The 21168-nt window shown below is 41.6% G+C and carries 6 protein-coding genes; all 6 read right to left on the bottom strand.

Annotated features, from left to right (window positions below):
• Positions 1-276 precede the first annotated feature (276 nt).
• A complete protein-coding gene (locus J2X31_RS03725) occupies positions 277-8892 on the bottom strand; it encodes a RemA C-terminal-like gliding motility protein (RefSeq protein WP_310024530.1) in 8616 nt (2871 codons plus the stop codon).
• Between the two features lie 489 nt (positions 8893-9381).
• A complete protein-coding gene (locus tag J2X31_RS03720) occupies positions 9382-9522 on the bottom strand; it encodes a hypothetical protein (RefSeq protein ID WP_310024528.1) in 141 nt (46 codons plus the stop codon).
• 7 nt (positions 9523-9529) lie between these two features.
• Positions 9530-14860: a RemA C-terminal-like gliding motility protein gene (locus J2X31_RS03715; RefSeq protein ID WP_310024525.1), complete on the bottom strand. Its 5331-nt coding sequence runs from the start codon at positions 14858-14860 to the stop codon at positions 9530-9532.
• 386 nt (positions 14861-15246) lie between these two features.
• Positions 15247-15408 carry a hypothetical protein gene (locus J2X31_RS03710; RefSeq protein WP_310024522.1) on the bottom strand — a complete coding sequence of 54 codons (162 nt, stop codon included), beginning with the start codon at positions 15406-15408 and terminating at the stop codon, positions 15247-15249.
• On the bottom strand, positions 15398-18574 hold the full coding sequence (locus tag J2X31_RS03705) for a RemA C-terminal-like gliding motility protein (RefSeq protein WP_310024520.1): 3177 nt from the start codon (positions 18572-18574) through the stop codon (positions 15398-15400). The genes J2X31_RS03710 and J2X31_RS03705 overlap by 11 nt, the downstream gene beginning before the upstream one ends.
• Before the next feature lie 17 nt (positions 18575-18591).
• On the bottom strand, positions 18592-21114 hold the full coding sequence (locus J2X31_RS03700; RefSeq protein WP_310024519.1) for a beta strand repeat-containing protein: 2523 nt from the start codon (positions 21112-21114) through the stop codon (positions 18592-18594).
• Between the last annotated feature and the right edge of the window lie 54 nt (positions 21115-21168).

Below are 21168 nucleotides of genomic sequence, written 5' to 3'. Positions count from 1 at the left end.
GGAATAGTAAATTTAACAAAATATTTACGCGGATTTAATCTGGAGTTAAAAAAACACAACTATAACGTTTTCGTGTTTATAACTTTTCGGTTTTCGTGAGCAACAACGCACAAAAGGATGAAGGTCTTAAAACTAATCCAACAAGAGGAATTTTAAGCCAATAAAAAATCCCGCTTCAGTTTTACCGAAACGGGATTTGTATTTATTCTCGAAGTCTTTAAAGATTTAAATTTTTGAATCTTCAATCCCTTTAATCTTTAAATCTTGGAATCGCATCTAATAAACAATCTTCTTGTTCACAATCTGTCCATTGGCAAGTTTCACTTTAATGATAAGTGGTTGCTCGTTCATCACCACGTTTTCAATGCTAAATTCATTTTTGCCGATTGTGGCTTTGTCGAAAATAGTTCTTCCCAACAAGTCATAAACAGTAACCTGTTCCAAGCTTTCCAATTGGGATTTGATTGTAATCTTGTTGTCTTCTTGATATACAATCAATCCGTTTGCGATATTTTCATGGCTCGGATTGCTCAATTGTTCAGATGGAAGGTAACGCAACACAAAACGCTGGTTGAATGTTCCTGTTGTTGTTGTGAAGTTATAAGCCGAAGCTTTCAAGTCGTGAACGATGTTCAATAGTTTGTCTTCAAGATAAATTCCTTGCCCTTCAAATAATCCATCAAAATGATCGATGCTGATGGTTAGCGTTCCATTCAAGGTACTCTTGTATCCTAGAGGTACTTCATCCTGATTGTTGAAAGGCAATGCACGGCCTTGGATGGTTAATTTCTTATTGTCTAGCAGAGAGTAAAAAGTAACCTGATTACCTCCGAAAGACTCTCCATCATAGCGGGTGTCCCAATCATTAGTGGCATTTTGTATATAGCCAACCAGCAATTGATTAAATCCTTTTGTTTGTCCTTTCATGTTCAGCCAAACACGGTGTTTCCCAGTGGTTTCCCAATTGTTTAGTGGTTCTGTTGTTCCAGGTCTAAAGAATTGATTGTTATCACCAGCAACACGCATTCCGTTATTGAATATTGCCTCTCCACTTGCAGTACCTTTAATGAAAAAGGACTGTCCTGCTGCAATATACCCTCTTGGCTTGTTGTCTTCAGGGTCGTCTGGAGTTGCATCGGTTTCAGCTTCTTTTGTGTCTGTACCTCCAGTTCCGTTGTAGCAAGCATAGTCGCCATTGTTATAGGTGTAGATGCCTGTGGTTCCAGTTTCGGTAATGTAGCTGTTGTGTGTCCATAGGTAAATACTACCTTCAAGAGTGTTTGTACTTCCATTAGCCGAACCAACATTGGCATCGAAAAATAAATCTGCACTAATTGCTGACGGATAAGGATTACCAAGCAGGTTCCATACTTCTGGACCTGAAACGTCGTGGCGTACAATACCGTTGTTAGGTACACCTATGAAATTAGCGGTATAGATATTAAATGAGCTTGGATTGTTAGGGTCTGTTCCATAAGTGGAAGTTTGAGGAGCCCTCACAATATAGCCTCTTCCCGGAACCATCGACTCGACACCTACTGGAATTATTTCCCAAGCAGGGGTAGTTGCGGCATGGTTCCATTTATAATACTTGTCGAACATGGTCATTGGCGACAATTTCTTCAAGTTAAACTCTGTACCAGCAAGAACAGAAGCGGCATCATCACTTGGGTCATTGTTTGCAAAAACAGGTGAACTCCAATAGGTAAAATCATAACGGTACATTGGTTTTGTAATTCGTTCCATTTGGATGTTTCCGGTGTTGTTGTTGGCGGTGGCGTTCAGAACATCGGTAACTTGCACAAGACTACCGCCGTCTTCGATCACCAAATCACTTCCCGGTTCAACGGTAAGTTCATTTATAATTTCGAAAGTTGCGTCCTTTTCAATGGTTACTGTTGCATCTTCTGCTACAACACACTCACAAACCTGTAGATCATTTCCTGGAGTTAGAGTTAAATTATCTTCAATTAGAACTGAATCGTATTTGGTTGGAGGCGAAGGCCAAGATCCGTTATAAACAATTGGAGTTGTAGAGCAATAGCCATTTCCTAAACCAAAGTCTTTTAAAGCACCCGTCATTCCTTGTCTTCTTGCTACGATATCGCCTTCAAGAGTCAAATCGTCTCCTGGAAGATGTTGTCCTGGGTTCAACCAATTGGTGGTTTCTCTTTTTAAGACCGTTTGTTTGCAAACACCAGTAGTACTTTCTTTTCTCAACGAAACTTTATAAGTACCATCCGTTAAGGTACCGCCTTGAGGTGTTAACGTCCAGAATAAGTTTTCATCCGTGTTTAGAACCGTAAAGGCAGGACAGCCTGTTACAGCTGGAACACTAGACAAACTGGTAACACCAGCATCTCCCATATCCGTTTCGGTAAAGATGGCATCTATATAACCGCCTGTTGCGGCAGCACTTGAATATTCAAGGGTTATAAAACGTTCTTGGTTCAATAAAGTACCAAGAGGGAAAAGACCCGTTGTCTCATTTCCATTTGTTCCATTAAAATAGCGGCGTAGTACTCCGTTTCCGTTTGTAGTTCCTTTAACCACACCTGCATTACGGGCTAAAGTTCCTTTTCCAGCACCTGTATTGGCCCCGATACTCAATAGATTTGAAGCGGTTGAAACAATATTTCCTTGCTCCATCGTTAGTAAACCATTTACATTTACGATTGCATTTGAGATGGTCAAGTTGTTTGTGGCTCCTTCATTGTGAACCAAAAGGTCATTGACATTTGTAGGTAATCCAGTTCCTGTTGCTTGAGTGTTTTTACCGATGTAATGGAAGTTTCCTAGGGCTGTGAATGTTCTATTAGCTGCTGTTACTTGAACATTTCCTGCAGATCCGGTTGAATTGATACCTGCATCTGAAGTTATTTTTAAAGTGCTTCCTGCTTGAGAAGTGAAAGTTCCGGTTCCTGTAATATTTAAAGCAACATTTGATGTGTTAAAATTAAAATTTAAAGTTCCTCCAGAAAGAACCGTGAAATCATTTGTAGTATTTGATAAATTTAAGTTTTGATTGATTAATTGTGCTTCTGCGTTATTGGCCACTTCAAAATCAACTTGCGTTCCAATGGTTCCTGCAACACTTATCGTTTGAGGTAAAGTGGCATCACCTGCAAATATTAATTTAGATCCAGTCTGTGTGCCGTTTAGTTGTGCTCCAGATTTAACATCCAAATTCCCTTTCAAGCTAACATGAGCTCCTCCTCCTGATGTTGGATTAAACTGTAGAACTCCAGGCGAGTTGATGGTCAAATTTCCATCAATAGTATGTTGAAGAGTTGAACCACTAACCGATGCAAATCTAAATAGACCAGTATTAACAATCACATTACCTCCAATTTCAACATTATGTGAAGTTGCAATCCCTAATTGTACCGCTGCTGAGGCTGCATTATTGGTTATTTCTAAATCATTTTGGGTTAGTTTTATAAAATTGCCAACACCAGGATCAACACTATTTCTTAGAATTCTAAAATTTTCTGAAGGAGTAGCATTAATGAAAAGTCTACCAAAATAATAGCCACCTGCATTCGGTGTTATTTGTGTCGTTGAACCAATTAAGCAATATGCCGCACTTCCACTATTATCCCAATCCCAATTTTGTAATTCTACTGTTGAACCACTCATAAAGTTTTCAGTACCGTCCCATAAACCGTCGGTATTATCTAAAGTCGCTGAATTTAATATTAATTTACCTCCATTTTCAACTGTAAGTAAACCAAGTGGAGCAGTAGATTTAATTGTTACACTAGGGCTATTAACAGAAAATGTACCTTCATTTTTTATAGTCAAATCGCTAAAAGTACAGCTATGTCCTCCATTAAACACACCATTTGCTTCAACTTTCATTTTAGTACCTACACCGCCACTGGCAGCAAATACATCTCTTGAGGTTATTGTATGTCTAATAATTAATAAATTTGTAGTATTGGCTGCCGGTGCTGTAGATGCTCCCCAAGACCCCGAAGTAAACCTTTCCCACGTTGCTGTACCTGCTGGCCAAGTACCATTAGTTAGGGTTGCATACGTCCCATTTTCTACCTCTACAATATCAAAAATGGACGAATTAACACTGTCGCTTATGCCAAAATCAGTTGTTGAGGCGTTTAACTGTCTCCCCGTTTGAGCAACAGTATGCGTCAATGTAGAAAAAGTAGCAAGACCTGAAGAGGATGAAGCACTAACAGGAGAACCTGTCAAAGTTCCAGTAGAAGTAATTTCAACACTACCCGTAAAATCCAAATCCCTGTTTCCATTAACGTCATTTGCCGAAACCGTTACTGCTGGTGACATAGCAACATTGATGGATGTATTTGAAGGTTGTTGCACAAAAGCCAAACGATCCGCCGTTACCTGAATCACGTTATCAGTAAGTCCTGCAGAAGAAGTTGAAGCGCTAATAGTTCCAAATGTAGATCCTGATGTTGCTGCCGTAGCTCCAGAAACTGTTACGATAATACGTTGGTTGTCGGTAACAACTGTTTTAAAGCTTGCTCTTATGCTGAATATTTTAGTACCACCATCAGTTGCAGTTAACGAAAGTCCTGTAAATACAGTTGAGAAAGTTGCGGGAAGTTCGGCGATTTCGGTTGTTCCGTCATAAATGGCAATACGTTCCAAATACGCAACATTTCCTACCAGTAATGATAACGTGGTAAGTGTAGTTCCTAAATTATCAGCATCTGGACTGCCACCACCATCTTGAATGATGAATTGTCCCAACTCAAAACTGTTAGCGATTGTTATATCCGAATTGATGTAGTTTAAATAATTGATGGGACTGGATGTAAAACCTGCATTTGCAATAATGTTTGATGCCGCACTTGCTGTTCCAGTTCCAGTTAAATTAATTAGGTAAGGATTTTCATTACTGTCGTCATTTGCAATAGACAATTGAGCAGTTTTGGCACCCAGACTGGTAGGAGTAAACGTAACCGTAAAGGTTTCAGAGCTATTTGCCGCAACAGTAGCAGGCAAAGAAGCCTGGTTGATTGTAAACTCAGAAGCATTTGATCCTGTAATGTCTACTCTTGGAATTCCTGAAAGATTTAGCACCTGACCTCCAGTGTTTTCAATGGTAAAAGTAATGACTGATGAAGTTGTAGTTACAACTTGGTTTCCAAAAGCATAGGTGCCGTTTGATGCAATATCCGTAGCATCCTGTTTCACGTTGATTTCTTTTGGAGCCACAACGGTTACCGTTGCATTGTCATTGTTCCACACACCATTTGTACCACCATATACATATTCCGTACTGCCCGTTTTTCTGTATCGGAAAGCCAGATAATAGGTTCCTGCAGATGGGAAATGTGCACCCATATTAGTGGTGTACTCGTCATTATTTCCTGAAGCAACATTGTTGTAAGTAGTCGGAAACCAGTTTGTCCATGTGTTTGGATTGGAGTTTGTGGCACTGTATCCAGCTTCTGCAATAATACCAGCACCTTGAGAAAGTGCGGGTTCTGTTACACCTGCTTCGTAAACCTGACCATAAATATTGTGTACATCGCCAAGGACTATGTTTCCTGTTGGCGGAAATTGATAATTACCAAAATCTACTAGGTTAGAAGTTATAGTCAGGACACCGTTGTTTGCAGTAGAACTCCAAACGCCATTAAGATCTCCATAGACATAACTTCCCGCACCAATTCTATAACGTGTGGCATAATAATAAGTTCCAGGTGTCATTCCTGTTCCGAGTGTTCCTCTATATTCATCATTATTGGCACCGTCATCCCCAAAATAAGTGGCAGCGACCCAAGTCCATCCTCCTAAGCTAGGGTCGGAGTTTGTTGTGATCCTGTATCCTATTTCTGCTGTTAATCCTGCTCCTTGACCAGGACTGTTGGTTATGCCATCGGCAAAAACGCGACCATATACATCAAAAGTGCTTCCTTCTTCCATACTGTGTGTAGGAGGCCATTGTAAATTGGCCCACGTAATCACCGGCGAAACCGTCAGCGTTCGTACAGCAGATTCTATTGCCGTACAAGGGCTTGTTCCTGTAACAATTACTTTATATTGATAACCAGTCATGCCTAAAGCGGTGGCTGGTGTAGTATAGGAAGCTGTCGTACCGCCTGTTCCCGTACTCACGTTGTTCCATCCCGAACCTGTATCGACTTGCCATTGGTAGCCTGTTGCATTTGACGCGGCAACGGTAAAAGTAGCGGTTGTTCCTGCGTCAACTGTTTGGTTGGTTGGTTGTGTTGTAATGGCGTGTGCTGCAATTACGGTAGTTACTTGAGAAACGGTTCCTGCTGACCAGCAATCTCCTGTTGTAGATTTTGCACGAACATGATAGGTTCCATCCAGAGTAGCGACGAAATCGCCTGAAGTAGGGTAGGTTGTATCTTCACCTTCGGCTGTTGTTTGCCAGTAATAGGTTACGCCTGCAACAGGCTGACCTGAACCGTGTGTATAGGCTAGTGATGTGTTGCCACAGTTTTGTGTTGCTGCAATTGATCCGTTTGGATTCGCTGGGGTTGAGCATAAAGGAGCACAGAAAAGTTGAATGTTTCTAAATGTAATTCTTTGACCTCCTAGACAAGAAATAGTTAATGTTGGATTTGAAGGTACGCTATTTAGAGTTATTTCCATCCATTCAAATGCTGTGCTAGTGTCATTATTGGCAACTGTACCTGTGACTGTACCTGTACCAGTAACCCCTCCTAAATTAACAGTAAAAGAATCACCTGATGTCCATGCTCTTACTTCAGCTCTAAATGTTACATTACCAGAAACTGCTGCTAATACTCCTGTTGAAATATTTCCAGGATTTGATCCAGAAGCTAGTCGTAAAGCAGTACTTGATACAGTTAGAGTTGTACTTCCTCCTCTCGTAAAAATAGATGTATTTACTGCCGCTCCTTCAAAACAAGGCCCTGCCAAAGTAGTAACCCCAGCACTAAAATTAGCACTAGCACTACTTCCGCCGGCATTAACTGCAACTACTTGATAGTAATACGTTGTGCTAGGACTTAAAGTACTAATGACATGGCTAGTTGTAGAAATCCCAGTAATATCGGATCCTACTTGCGACGTAAAGCCTGAATCTGAATAAATCCTAACCGTATAAGTCAAAGTTGCACTTCCCTGTCCGGTAGGAGCTGTCCATGAAGCAGTAAAGCCAGTTGCTGTTTCTGTTCCTGCAGTTGGCGAAGTAGCCGGTTTAGAAACTGTGGTAAACGTGGCGTTAGTGCCATAGCCTGTTATAGTGTTGCTATTGGTAGCATAGGCACGATAATTATAGACTGTATTTTCTGTTAATCCTGTTATGGAACTAGTATAATTTGCAGTTCCGGTGCCATCTGTGGTTGAATTCGCTGATGGAACCGTTGGATTTGCACTTGTTCCCCAAACCACTCCTTTAGCAGTTATTGTGCCACAAGTGGTGCTGACGTCTGTTCCTCCAGATGCTGCTGTTGTAGTAGTTATGGTGTTTGCGGTTACTGTAGTTACAGCTGTTGTTCCTGCTGTTCCTGTTCCCGAAACGCTGACCGTTTTAGTTGTAGCTCCAGTACTAGCGTTGGTAATGTCTAAAGTTCCAGTAGCTCCAACTGATGAAGGCGTAAACCTAACATTTATAGGGGTTGAACTTACTGTGCCTGATGTTGGAGATAGCGTTACAGAGTTCCCCCAAGCACCTACTCCTTGCTGCAACTGAAATTGTGAAGGTGCAGTAATTATAATATCATTTGTTAAATTTATTCCTGAAACATTATAGGTTTGAGAACCACTGTTCGAACCCGTACAGATAGAACCAAAATCGGTTAGTGCACTTGCACTGATGTTTACGGTTGGAGCCGATGGCGTTGCAGTAGTAAAATTATCAATATTCTCAGTGGCGGTTGCTGTCGCTAGATATTTTTCTGAGCCTGCGGCACAGTTATACTCCACGACCATTGCCCTATAAGTGGTGGTAGGCGAAAGTCCTGCTACAGAAACCGATGTTCCTGTACCATTATATACACAAAACCAACCTGATGTTCCTATTTGAGTGCCACTGCCAAAAGTAGTATTGGCTGTATAGGTTGTATTGTTTAGAGGAACTGGAGTATCTGTATTATCTGCTTTGACAAACACAGCACGGTTGGTGCCATCTCCATTATCCCAGCCAATTGTTGCAGATGTTGTTAATACAGATGAGAAACCTATGTTGGTTGCTTCTGTTGTTGGGGCGGAACAAGCAGGAGCGCCTGTTGCAGTAATTGAAAAATCATCGATTGAAATCCCATTGTCGGCCCCGCTTGCATCAGTAGTAGAAAAGGTTATCCCAAAGGATTGACCATTGGTAATATTAAGACCTGTTAAATTCAAGCTAATGGGAGTAGAGGCTCCGGCTGATCCTGTAGCAGAACCTACAAAATCGGCTGCATTTAAAGTTGTATTCGAAGCTAATTGCCCAGTTCCAGTTACATTCCAACCTGAAGCATTTGCAAAAGTCCATTGTTCATAATTCCACGCTACTGAAATTGAAGTTATTGTACTGCCGGAATTGTTTGTAAAGCTAACAGTATAAGTGTGTACGTTTGAACCTGTTCTAAAAGCACCTAGACTATAATCGGGATTAGTGCCAAATGCATAAACGCCATTATTTGTGCCAACGCTATTTGTTCTTCCTCTATATGCAGTGGCTCCAGTGAATGAATATGCCCATCCAGTAGGAAGTGTGCTTGTTACATTTGCGGCAGAGGACGGATTATAACTATTAAAATCATCTGTCTTTGTAAATGGTAAAGGACCCGTATTTACCTGCCCAAACATCCCCCCACTAATCATCAAAATAATAACCATCAAAAGTCTATTCCCAGTAGACTTTAAAGTATTCAAGGTTTCATTGCAATTGGCAACAAGACCTAAACCTAAACCTCTTTTCATATATGTGCGCTTTTTTTTTCTCGCTAAATACTTCTTTTATAGGTTATTATTTAAAAAATTTGGGACAACAAAAGTAGGATGTGTTTGTGTTAAATGGAACTTTTTTATTAAGTTTTTTTTAACGTTGGTGTAAAAAATAATCAATACGCAGCATTTCGGCAATATTGGTAATAATAATTTAATAAAAATTATTTTTTTATATCAAATGTATAACAGTAATCGGTGTGATTCCCTGATCGGATAGTGGTTTTGTGTTACATATTGTTTGTTTTTGTATGAATTTTACGAATATTAAACAAACGCAAGAACATTTGACCTTAAAATTACAATTTAATAATTTGTAAGTGTTAAGAAATGAGGAGGTTGAGTTTTTGTGGTCAGTTGTCAGTTGTCAGTTGTCAGTTGTCGGTTGTCAGTTATCGGTAAAAAATAATCCCGTGAAGCTATCTCCACGGGATCAATTATAAATTAGTTTTCAGTTATCGGTTTTCAGTTGTCAGTTTGGTTTACTTTTCGATCTTCCATCTTCCATCTCCCAACTTCCAACTTCCATCTCCCAACTTCCATCTTCCAACTTCCAACTTCCAACTTCCAACCTCCATCTCCCATCTTCCATCTTCCATCTCCCATCTTCTCCTTAATAAACAACCTTCTTGCTTACTACATTTCCATCGGCTAGTTTTACCTTTACGATGAGTGGTTGTTGGTTCATCACTATGGTTTCAATTTCCAATTCATTTCCGCCGATAGCCTTCTTTTCAAAAATGTTTCTTCCTAATAAATCATAAACGGTAACCTGCTCCAGGTCTTGAAGTTCCGATTTGATCCTGATGGCACCATTGCTTTTATAAACAAATAAACCATTGGCAACAAGCTCCTGATCTGGCGTGTCCAATGCTTCTGACGGAAGATATCTCAATACAAAACGTTCGTTAAAAGTACCCGGAATTGTAGTGAAAGTATAAGCTGCCTCTTTTAGATTGTGCACCACGTTCAAAAGCAAATCTTCCAAGTAAATGTCCTGGCCTTCGAACAAACCGTCAAAATGGTCGATGCTGATTTTCAAAGTTCCCGTCAAGGTCGTCTTATAACCAAGAGGCACTTGGTCCTGATTGTTGAAAGGCAAAGCACGGCCTTGGATGGCCATTTTTTCATTTTCGAGGATTGAATATAAAGTAACCCTGTTTCCGCCAAAACTTTCTCCATCAAAACCCCAATCCTTGCCGTTTGTGGCATTCTCGATATAGCCCACCATTGCTTGGTTGAAGGCATTTTGTCCGGTCAGGTTGAGCCATACGCGGTGCTTCCCGCTTGTCTGCCAATCATTGATGGGCTCTTGTGATCCTGGTCTGAAAAATTGATCGTTATCTCCTGCAACCCTCATGCCGTTGTTGAAAGTGACTTTTCCCGAAGTAAAATTGCTTGTGCCTTTCACGAAGAAAGCTTGTCCGGAGGCGAGGAATTCATCTGGTTCGGCTCCACCAGAATCGGCAGGAGCCGTGGCGGTTGCTCCACTAAGATTGTAAGTAGCATAATCATTACCATAGGTATATATTCCCGGCACTCCTGTTTCCTGGATTTGAGTATTATGGGTCCACAAATAAATGGTTCCTTCTAGTAAATCTTCGTTCAAGAGAAGAAAGTTATCTATATTGATGGCCGATGGATACGGGTTTCCAAGCAGGTTCCATTTATTTGTTCCTCCAGTAACAGCATGCTCAACAAACCCGTTGTTGGGTTTTCCGATAAAATTACCAGTATAAATTTCATACGAATTAGGATCAGCCGGATCGGTTCCGTAGGTTTGAGGAGCTCTAACGATATAGCCTCTTCCTGGAACCATCACTTCGGCACCTACTGGAATGATTTGCCAAGCTTGTGTTGCCGCTGCATGATTCCATTTATAGTATTTGTCAAACAAGGTAAAGGGTGATAATTCCTTCAGAGTAAAGGCGTCTTCTGTTGCATCATCTGATGGATCGTCATTTGCAAGCAGGGGCGAACTCCAGTAAGTGAAATCATAACGATACATTGGTTGTGTGTTTCTTTTTATGATTACGTTTCCGATGTTTGCCGCTTCGTCATTGTGTTGCATCAAGCTGCTGTTGTTGTTTAGGAGTATGGTACCGCTGTTTTCTACCACTCCTTGTATGTTCAATACACCAGGTACCGAGCCATCAGGATTACCAACGGTTAAGTTATTTCCAGAAAGGACTTCGCATTCGCAACCTTCTAAAGTAGTATAGGTAGTGGCACCCAAAGTATAAGGCAATGTCAGATCACCATCTATAATAGCCCTTTGTGATGAAGTTGGAGGCAAACCATCGCCCGACCAAGCGGTTCCGTTCCAGGTTTTAGTGTTGTTGCTGCCGCCATAAATAATGATATCATCTAAACTGATGGTTTTGCTACCAGAACTAGGTGGTGTTCCTGATACTGTAAACCGGATTCTTACGTTTGGATGTTCTCCTGTTGGGCTCACACTATAGGTCAGAACGGGAGGATTACTAAAGTCAGTAGGGTTGTTGGTAACATCATAAATTTGCGGATTGTTAAAGGTTGTTCCTCCATCAATAGAATAGGAAACCATAAGGTCTAATTCTGCATTTGCAGTCTTGGCTCGAAAATCAACCTTGGTGACATTGCTTAGGTCAAATTCAGTTTGAGTATAGCCTATATTACCATTATTATAAAGCCTCATCTGAATCCATTTTGAACCTGATATAGAAGGATTAGTAGTAGTTGGTGTTCCATAATACGTTTTCCATTGCTGCCCAGCTGGCCCGTCAAATACTGTTTGTTGATAATCGGTTTGGGCGGTAAAGGCACTTTCTTCAAATCCTGTCTGATATAAGATGATTTCATCTTGAGCACAAGCCACATAATTCAAAGCATTTCCTTGAACCGCAAAAGTATAAGGGTTTTCATTATCGGTAGCATCATTATTAGCGATAGAGATGACAGCATTTTTTGCACCATAGGAAGTTGGAGCAAAAACAACAGTAAAGTTTGCCGTGTTTCCTGATGCAATTGAGGCTACGGTTGGCGAAACGCTAAATTGTGAAGCATCGGCTCCAGAAAGGCTGATGCTTGAAACAGTTAACGTAACATTTCCCGTATTGCTGATCACAAAGGTTTTAGAAACTGTTGTGGCATTGGCTGCATTGGCATTGGCCGAACCAATTAAAGTATTGTCGGCGGCACTAATTGCCGTGTTGCCGTTGGGAACATCATTTCCATTTCCTGTAACGGAAATTTCTGGATTATTACCCGTTCCTCTTATATTAAAATCAAAATTAGGGCTAACGTTGTTACTGTTGTTTGCAATACGTACAATTGCATTTCGTACGCCATGCGTGGTTGGAGAAAAAGTGACTTCAAAGGTAACTGTTGCACCAGCTGCAATAGTAGTTGGCGGCGGTGTAGATACGGTAAAATCCGAAGGGTTTGTTCCTTCAATTGTTACCGATGAGATAGATAAAGTTGAACCACCTAGATTTTGAATTCTATATGATTTCACTTGCGAGTTGCCAACAGTTTGTTGCGCAAATAAGGTATTGTCTGTACCTGTTGGGTTGTTGGTGACTGGTGTAATATCTGGAAAAGCTCCTAAATTTCCTTCAACATTTATAAACGGAACAGGCCCTGTTACTTGTCCATCTAAATCGGCCGTTTTTGTTGTCGTATTGGTTGAGGTTACTTGAAAATCTGTATCGGTAGGGATTTCGTAAAATCCTTCCACCAAACCCGCTTTTAACCGAACATATATGGGTATTGAAGTAACGGCGTTTGAAGCATTTTTATTTAAAATTATTGATGATGATGTGTTTGGGCTTACTGGAGCAGTGAAAGCAGTGTTTGTTGAGATTTCCCAATTGATGCTTGGTACGGTAACCGTAATGTTCTCGGCAAGGTTTGTTCCCGAAACATTAAGGGTTTGGTAGGCAGATGGCCCTTGTCCTTCCGCATAGGTGAACAAGGTTGGTGTTCCTGTCAGTACCGTAGTGGGTTGAAAAACTTCGCCTGTCAAACTATTGGTCTGGTTGGTTGCTCCGGTAGAAGTTGCAGTAAGAGTTCCCGAATAGGTATTTACGGCCAAGCCTGCTCTTAAACGAACATAAATTCTGTTTGAACCTGCAGCAACCGTCCCTCCTGATGGAGTATAGGAAACCGAAGTTGCCCAAGTTGCATTATCGGTTGAAACTTCCCAAATTAAAGTGTCATCTGTTGTTACGGTAATATTTCCTGTTAGATTCGTGCCGCTGACCGTTGCGTTTTTTGATGCAGATGGTCCGGCTCCCAAAGGATAGGTGAGTGCTGTTGTAGTAAATGTGCCGAATGAAATGGCAGGAGCCGGTGGTGCTGTAACGTTAAAAGTATTACTATTTCCTGTAGCCGTTAACCCTCCAGAAGTTCCTGCCAAAGTCCTTGAAGTTTGAGTAACAGTATGCACGATTGAACTAAATGTAGCCAATCCTGATACAGGAGTTGCAGACAAAGGTGTTCCCGTCATTGTGCCTGTAGAGGTTAAAGAAACGCTTGAAACATACCCCAAATCTCTATTTCCGTTGGCATCATTTGCACTTATTGTTACAGAAGGACTCATTGTGGCCGATTGCACAACATTTGAAGGTTGGGTAACAAAATTCAATGCTGTTGCTACAACCGTCACGGCGTTGTTGGTGCTACCAGATTCTACGGCTGTTCCGGCACCGCTTTCAAATTGTGTTGAGGTTGCCGATGAGGCAGTTGTAAAGTTCGAACGGTCTATTTTAAAAGCAAGATTCAGTCCGTCGATTGTTATTGGTAATGTCCCGCCTAAGGTGGTATTGAGCCATATTCTTAAATAAAAGGTTTTTGTGCCTCCATCTGCAATATTTCCTAAATTGGCTGTATTGGTAGTAAAGGTAATAGAGGTGGCGGCCACGGTTCCAGTTGAGGTATTGACTCCGTCGCTCAATTGTGCTCCAGCAATGGCCTGTGTCCAGTTGCCAATGTCGTTTCCGGTTCCTTGGGCAATCACGATTTGGCTGATCAAGGTTGGCAAGGCATCATTACCACTCGAATCATCTGTAACGGTGAAATCAAAATTCACAACAGCATTTTGTTGGGGAGCTGTTGCACCTGTCAAGGCCGTGGTTAAAGAAGATATTGTTGCGGGTTCTGTTCCTGCACCTGCTGTTACATTTGAGGAAGAGGTAACCGGGTTCAAAACAATACTAAAATCGTCTATTCCCATACCAGCAGAAGAGCTTGCCGATGCATCAACCCATCTCATCGTAAAGGAGGCATTATTTGCAATGCTTAATCCTGTTATAGTATGCGTTATTGTTGTTCTGTTTGCATTTGCATTCCCGTCAATATTGGTTGCAGTACCCGTTACAGGTGTCGTAAAAGCCAACTGGCTAACCGTTGTCCATCCAGAAGCAGCATTTAAAGCTTGATTTCCGGATTGATAGGAAAAAGCCAAATTGTCTGCTGATGCACTTGTTCGCCACACTTCTCCTGTATAGGTTATGCTAATTGAAGTAACCGTGACTCCTGTAGTATTAGTGAATTTAAACCCTATGATAGAGGTAAGACTTCCAGATTGAAGCATTCCCAAGGCTCTGTCGGTATTGGAAGCGGGACCGAAACTATAGGTGTCGCCGGTGTTTCCAGAACCATTTCCTCCTGTATAAGTTGTATTGGCATTACTGCCTGCTTCCAAGAAAAACCATCCGTTTAAACTGGTATTGACATTGTTTAGTGCACCTCCCGTAACAGCTGTAGAAGTACCCGACTGTCTTAAATCATTAAAATTTTGGGTAGTTGCTGTTCCTGCGGTTCCAATATTAAGTTGTGCAAAACCGTCCCCACTCATCATCATCAAAACAATAGCCAAATAAAATCTATTCCCACTAGATTTTAAAACATTGAAGATTTCATTGCCAGTTGCAACAAAACCTAAACCTAATCCTTTTTTCATATGTGCCAGCCTTTTTTTTCCTGCTTAAATACTTTTTTTAGGTTAATATTAAGAATTTGGGACAACAAAAGTAAGCTGACTTTTGGTGTTTAAATTTTTTTATAGTGCCGATTTTGAAGTAATTAACCTAAAAATAACGAATTGGAAACATGCGAAAAGGATTGGTAACATTTGCTTAACGAAGCTGTTTCCTGAATTTAAAATATATAAGAGTTGCCCGTATTTGTTCGTTTGAATTTCTTCGGGTTGTTATAAGCTGTCAATTTCTTTTTAATCTTTTAACCTTTATGTTTAAACAAAAAAAATCCCGCAAGCCTAAGCCCACGGGATCAACTACAAAAAACTCCAACCTAAATTATTTAGTGTCCAGTGATCAGTGATCAGTGTCAGTTTTCAGTCGCAGTTTGGATTTTGGGGTTGATGGACTGTTGGTCAGTTTTCAGTCGAAGGTTAATATCTTTAAATCCTTCAATCTTTCCAACTCCCAACTTCCATCTTCCAACTTCCATCTCCCATCTTCCAACTTCCATCTCTCTTCTAATAAACAATCTTCTTGCTTACTACCGTTCCATCGACCAATTTTACCTTTACGATAAGCGGTTGTTCGTTCATCACTACATTTTCGATTGCCAATTCATTGCTTCCGACAGCCTTGTTTTCAAAAACAGCCCTCCCTAATAGATCATAAACCGTTACCTGCTCCAAGTCCTGAAGATCTGATTTGATCCTGATGGCACCCTTGGCTTTGTAAACCAACAGGCCATTGCCAAGCTCCTGATCGGGCGTGCCCAACTCTTCTGAAGGCAGAAAACGCAACACAAAACGCTCGTTGAAAGTACCAGGCACAGAGGCAAAGCTGTAGTCGGCTTGCTTCAAGTTGTGCACAATGTTGAGCAGTTTGTCTTCCAGATAAATCTCTTGTCCTTCAAAAAGGCCATCATAATGGTCAATGCTCATTTTTAAAGTTCCTGTTAGCGTAGTCTTGTAGCCCAATGGTATCTGGTCTTGGTTGTTGAATGGGAGTGCCCTTCCTTGTATGGCCAGATTGTTATTGTCTAGGATAGAGTAGAGGGTTACTTTGTTGCCTCCAAATTGCACTCCATCATAGCCCCAGTCCATTTCGTTGGTTGCATTTTGGATATAGCCCACCAATATTTGGTTGAATGCATCTGTTCCAGTAAGGTTCAGCCAAACCCGATGCTTGCCTGTCATTTCCCAATTGTCTATGGGTGTGGTTGGAGTGGGTCTAAAGAAATTATCATTGCTGCCTCCTCTGTAGAGATTGGAGAAAGTGACCGTTCCACTGCTTAGCCCTTTTACGAAAAAGGCTTGTCCGGCGGCAAGATATTGTGTTGGCAAATTGCTATTGATGTCGGTATCTTCTGCGGGATTTTCCTCACTCAAAGCACTTTGTCCTCTAGTGGCCACAGGTCCGGAAAAGTTATAGGAAGCATAATCGCTCGGATTGTAGGAATAAACATCATTATTGCCGTTTGCCGGAATAATTCGGGTATTGTGGGTCCAGAGATAGATGGTTCCGTCGAGCAAGGTCTTGTTGTCTTCCAAGAAAGCCTCTATGTCCAGGGCAGAAGGATAAGGATTGCTCAGGAGGTTCCATTTGCTTGTTTGGCTGTCGCCGATAACGTTGTGCGACACGATGCCGTTGTTGGAGCGTCCTATAAAATTGGCGGTAAAGGTTTGTGCCACAGCTCCGCTGGCACCTTCTATGGGATAATTTTGTGGAGACCTCACTATATAGCCTCTACCGGGAACCATGTTATAGTTTCCGTAGGCAAGTGTGGTCCAAGCTCCTGTGTTTGCATTCCATTGATAGTACTTGTCAAAAAGTGTCATGGTAGACAATTTCTTTAGCGTAAAATCACTGTCTTCCGTTAGGGGCGATCCCCAATAGGTGAAGTCATATCGGAACACTTTTTGGGTAAAGCGTTCCATTTTCAGAATCCATTGTGTGCCATTGGTCACTCCATCTTCCACTTGCACAAGGCTGCCACTGTCTTTGATGTCTATGGTTCCTGTTCCTGTGATGTTGCCCTGAACTTGCACAAATTGGTCTTTGTTGATGGTAATCGTTTTTCCGTTCAGGTCAATAGAACAGGCCGTTAGGTTGGCGGTTGCAGTATCATAATCCTCGTCCAGGATAACCACCGTGTCCTGATCGGGTGTGGCAGTCCATGAAATTCCATCCCATCTTGCAGTACTTGCAGTAACCGTAACTTGTACAGCTCTTGAAGAACTGTAACAGGTTTGGTTTTTATAATTGACTCTTACATAGAATTGGGTATTGTTTAAATCAACAAGAGAATTGATGATTAGTGTAGACGTCGTGGCACCATCATATACCACATTGTTGGTAATAACCGTCCAGTCGTTAGTGATGGTATGATAGGCAAACCAGGTATAGTTCAAATCGGCAGTAGTACCCAGAGCGTTCAAGGCTGTTAGGGCAATGGTGGCACTGTTGCAAGAGGTGTAGTCGATGGCAGGTTGAACGGTGATGCTAGGTATTCCTGTTATGGATAATAGGGCTGCATCCGATTCTGTCGAACAGCCATTATTGGTGGCCACCATACGGTATTGGTTTAGATGAAGTGCAGTAGTGGCATTGGTAATGTTTAGTGTAGCCAATGTAGCACCAGAGTAAGGAGCACTGTTGGTAATGTTTTCCCAAGTTGCCCCATTATCGGTAGAAACCTGCCATTGCCTTGAGGTTACGGTTCCTGAAGTTGTGGCACTAAAGGTAGTGTTGGCATTGGGTGCTATAAATCGGTTGATGGGTTGGGCAGTTATTACCGGAATAGTATATACCGTTCCGGATGCACTTTTGTTTCCCGAACTCCAACAGCCTCCGTCGGTTCGCCTTGCTCTTAGATAAGCTGTTCGGGTACCCGTTCCGTTGATGGTAAAGGTAGGATTAGAAGTTAGTGGAAATGAAGTGCTTTCACCTGTTGAGGTAGTCTGCCAATAATATACAATTCCTGCAGGAGCTCCAGCACCGGTATAGTCAAAAGAGATGGAGTTGCCGCAGAATGGAGCATTTCCTACTGTTGCTACCGTTCCAGCTGGTGCTGAAGGGAGATCGCAGTCTAGTTCTCCTGTTAATAGTATGTCATCCAATCTAAAGACCCATCCTCCAGTTCCGACTGAAGTTCTTTCAAATTTTAATGCTTTAGCATCATTAGGAACATAGCTTGCAGTGGTAGTTGAAACGATTCGCCAACTGTAGGGACCACTGATATCAATAGGTATTTCTATCCATGTTCCACCAGCTCCTGTTGTACTGTAATAGGCCTTAAAGTGCACACTTGTTGCAGCAGCAGCTCCTACCCGTAAACCAAAAGAGAGCATAATATTTTTGTATTCACTTAACTCAAAACCATCTATGATGAAGTTTTCTTCAAGACCATTGAACATTATATTATTGCTTCCCGATGAATCCGTATAGCCACTTGACGCATCTGTATTTCTCACGTCAGAATCACCACTGAATTCATAATTGGCACTGTTTTGGAAACGATTGCTGGAATCATGCTGTGCAGGTGTTGGATTAGAAGCAACGGCAGTTCCCATATTCTCTGAAAACAGTGTTATTACCTGTCCCCATGAACTATTTATTGTTCCAAAGACACAAAGGAAAAGGAATAATAATGTAAAGTTTGTATTTTTTCTTTCTGAAATATATAGCTTTTTAGTCATCGTCATTTTCTTTTATATTAGTTGCAGCCCGAAGCATCTTGGTTGATAATGGTAAAGGTTGAAGCAGCAGGACAAGAAAGTGCTGTTGAAACTTCTATGGTATTCGAAACGGCTCCATCGGGTACGACGGCCTGAATTTCGGTAAGGCTGATGATCTGTATATCGGTAGCATCGATGGTTCCAAATTTTACAGCAGATCCCGGTGTGAAGCCAGTGCCTGTAATGGTGACCAAAGTGCCGGCCGGTCCTCCAGACGCGGGCTTTATAGATACAATGGCAGGAGTGGTGTTCACGGTCATTGTAATTTCATTAGAAGTGGCGTTTGTGGCATTCATGCAAGTACCTCCTGTTATGGTAATCTCACAACTTACGATGTCGTTATCGGCCAATGTCGAGTTGGTGTAATTAGGACTATTCATACCCGTATTTTCACCGTTCAATTTCCATTGATAGGCAACGTTACCGCCACCTATATTTGCTTGAGTGGCTGTAAAAACTACCGTGCCTCCGCTGCATTCAGGATTAGTGCCGGTTGTAATGGCAATATTTACCGATGGAGTATTGTTGGCATTTCCTGTTCCGGTTACAGCAACAGAAGAAGCAACAGCAACACCGCCACCGTCAACTGGTACGGAACCATTGTAGGATTGAGCAGCGGTAGGAGTAAAACGTATGCGGATTGTTTCTGCTAGATCTCCAGCAGATGGCGATAATGTTAGACTGTTGGTGAATGTGGTTTCATCAATAGAGAAGGTGAATCCGTCTAAAGGGCCCACTGTTGCATCACTTGTCAGGTTAAAACCATATAAGTCGAATACTCCATCGGTGGCAGCCGTACTGTTTACACAAACCGATCCGAATGCAGTATTTGTGATGCTTTCAATTTCAAAATAAGGAGCAGTATTCAAGCCTGGAACAACTTCTCCAGTTGGCAGGATCATTGTTCCGTTGGTATATCCTGAAAAAGTGATTTTGGCAAGTTGGGCAGCACTCAATCCAGAAGCATCATTTCCAACAAAAATTTTTCCAGCTGTTCCAGAATTTCCTTCCGTTCCTGTCCATCCGGTAATGGTTAGTGCTGTACCATCCCAAGTGATGCCACTGCTGTTTGAAAAAACAAGACTGTGGTTTCCTGTTCCAAGCGTTATAGTGGAATTGGCTTTTAATTCTAAAGTCCCTACGGTTTCTGCATAACCAGTTGACGACCCTGTACGGAAAGTTCCTCCGTTTAAGATTAGGTTGCTGGTATTTGCAATTCTTTCGGCGGAAGCGAGTTGCAGTGTTCCTGCCGTAACATTTGTATTTCCTGTATAGGTATGTGCTCCAGAAAGGGTTACTGTTCCCGCTCCTTCTTTAATAAGGTCTCCAGTTCCACTCACCACATTGGTAAGCGTTATAGTTCTGCCTGATGATGGATTAAACTTTCCTCCACTGCTGTTAAGCCTGATGCCCCTGTTGCTAGTAAAACTGATATCGCCACTAACAGCACTGATTCCTCCTCCGTTAATTGTAATCTGGTCTGCAGTAAAAGCATCAGGATTAGCACCAAATCGGCTTTCGCCTGTTGTAGCAATATAGCCATCGTTGATAAGGACTTTTCCAGTAAAGGTATTTCCGGAGGAACTTAACGTTAATGTTCCGGCACCGTTTTTAGTAAATATCGTTGAAGAGGCTGCTCCTGTACCGCTAATGACACCACTGATGGTCAATCCAGAAGCCGCAATGGGAGAAACGGTTATGTTTCTTGTAGTAAGATTAATAGTTCCGGCCAAAGTTCTTGCACCCGAACCAGAAGTGGCAATTGTATAGCCATCTACATTAAAAGTAGAAGATGCAACGGTTTGGTTGGCAGCCAAGGTAATCGTTCCTGCAGTTCCTTGAAAGATTGTAGCGGCAGTAGATGGAGCTACAACTAAGGCAGTATTTCCTGTGGTAGAAGTAGAAAAAGTGGTCCCCCAAGTAGCCGAACCTCCAAGACCTGATGCGGTTGAGGTATCCCAGTAGTAATCGGTTATGGGATTTTCATAGACAATCGAAAAAGATGCAATATACAAACTGTTTGTAGTGGCATTTATCCTAATCACGACTTTTTCGTTGGTTTGTACCGTGTAAGCAGTAGCTAAGGTTTTCGTTAAATTTGTATAAGAGGTTGACCAAGCGCCATTCCATACGGCATTATTAAATGGAGCAGTCGCTATGGAATAAATTGTAGTGTAGCCCGTCGGATACGTGCCTGTACCAGCCCCCATATCTAAATTTCCAGCTCCAGAACTTGTATTAGATCTCATACTCAGGATGATTTGAGAAATTTTTTTGCCAGCATAACCATTCAACGTTAGAGTAGCATTGTTGCCACTAGTAAGCTGTGATGCAGTATTATAAGTTTGTGCATACGTAGCGGAACTACCACTGGGTAAAGTTCCTGATGAGGATACAGTTGTAGTATTAGAAACTGTATAAGTTGCGGTCAAGGTTTGTCCCCATATTTGAAACATCCCCAAAAAAGAAACTAATAAAAAAAAGAGCAATTTGTTTTTCATAATCAATCACGTTTAAAAAGCAGTACCCGAAGGTTATTGGGCTATTGTTTTTGC

Source organism: Flavobacterium arsenatis (assembly GCF_031456785.1).
In the GTDB taxonomy this organism is placed as follows: Bacteria; Bacteroidota; Bacteroidia; order Flavobacteriales; family Flavobacteriaceae; genus Flavobacterium; species Flavobacterium arsenatis.
Note: the sequence above shows the minus strand (reverse complement) of the source record. Positions and strands in the feature narration are given on the sequence as shown.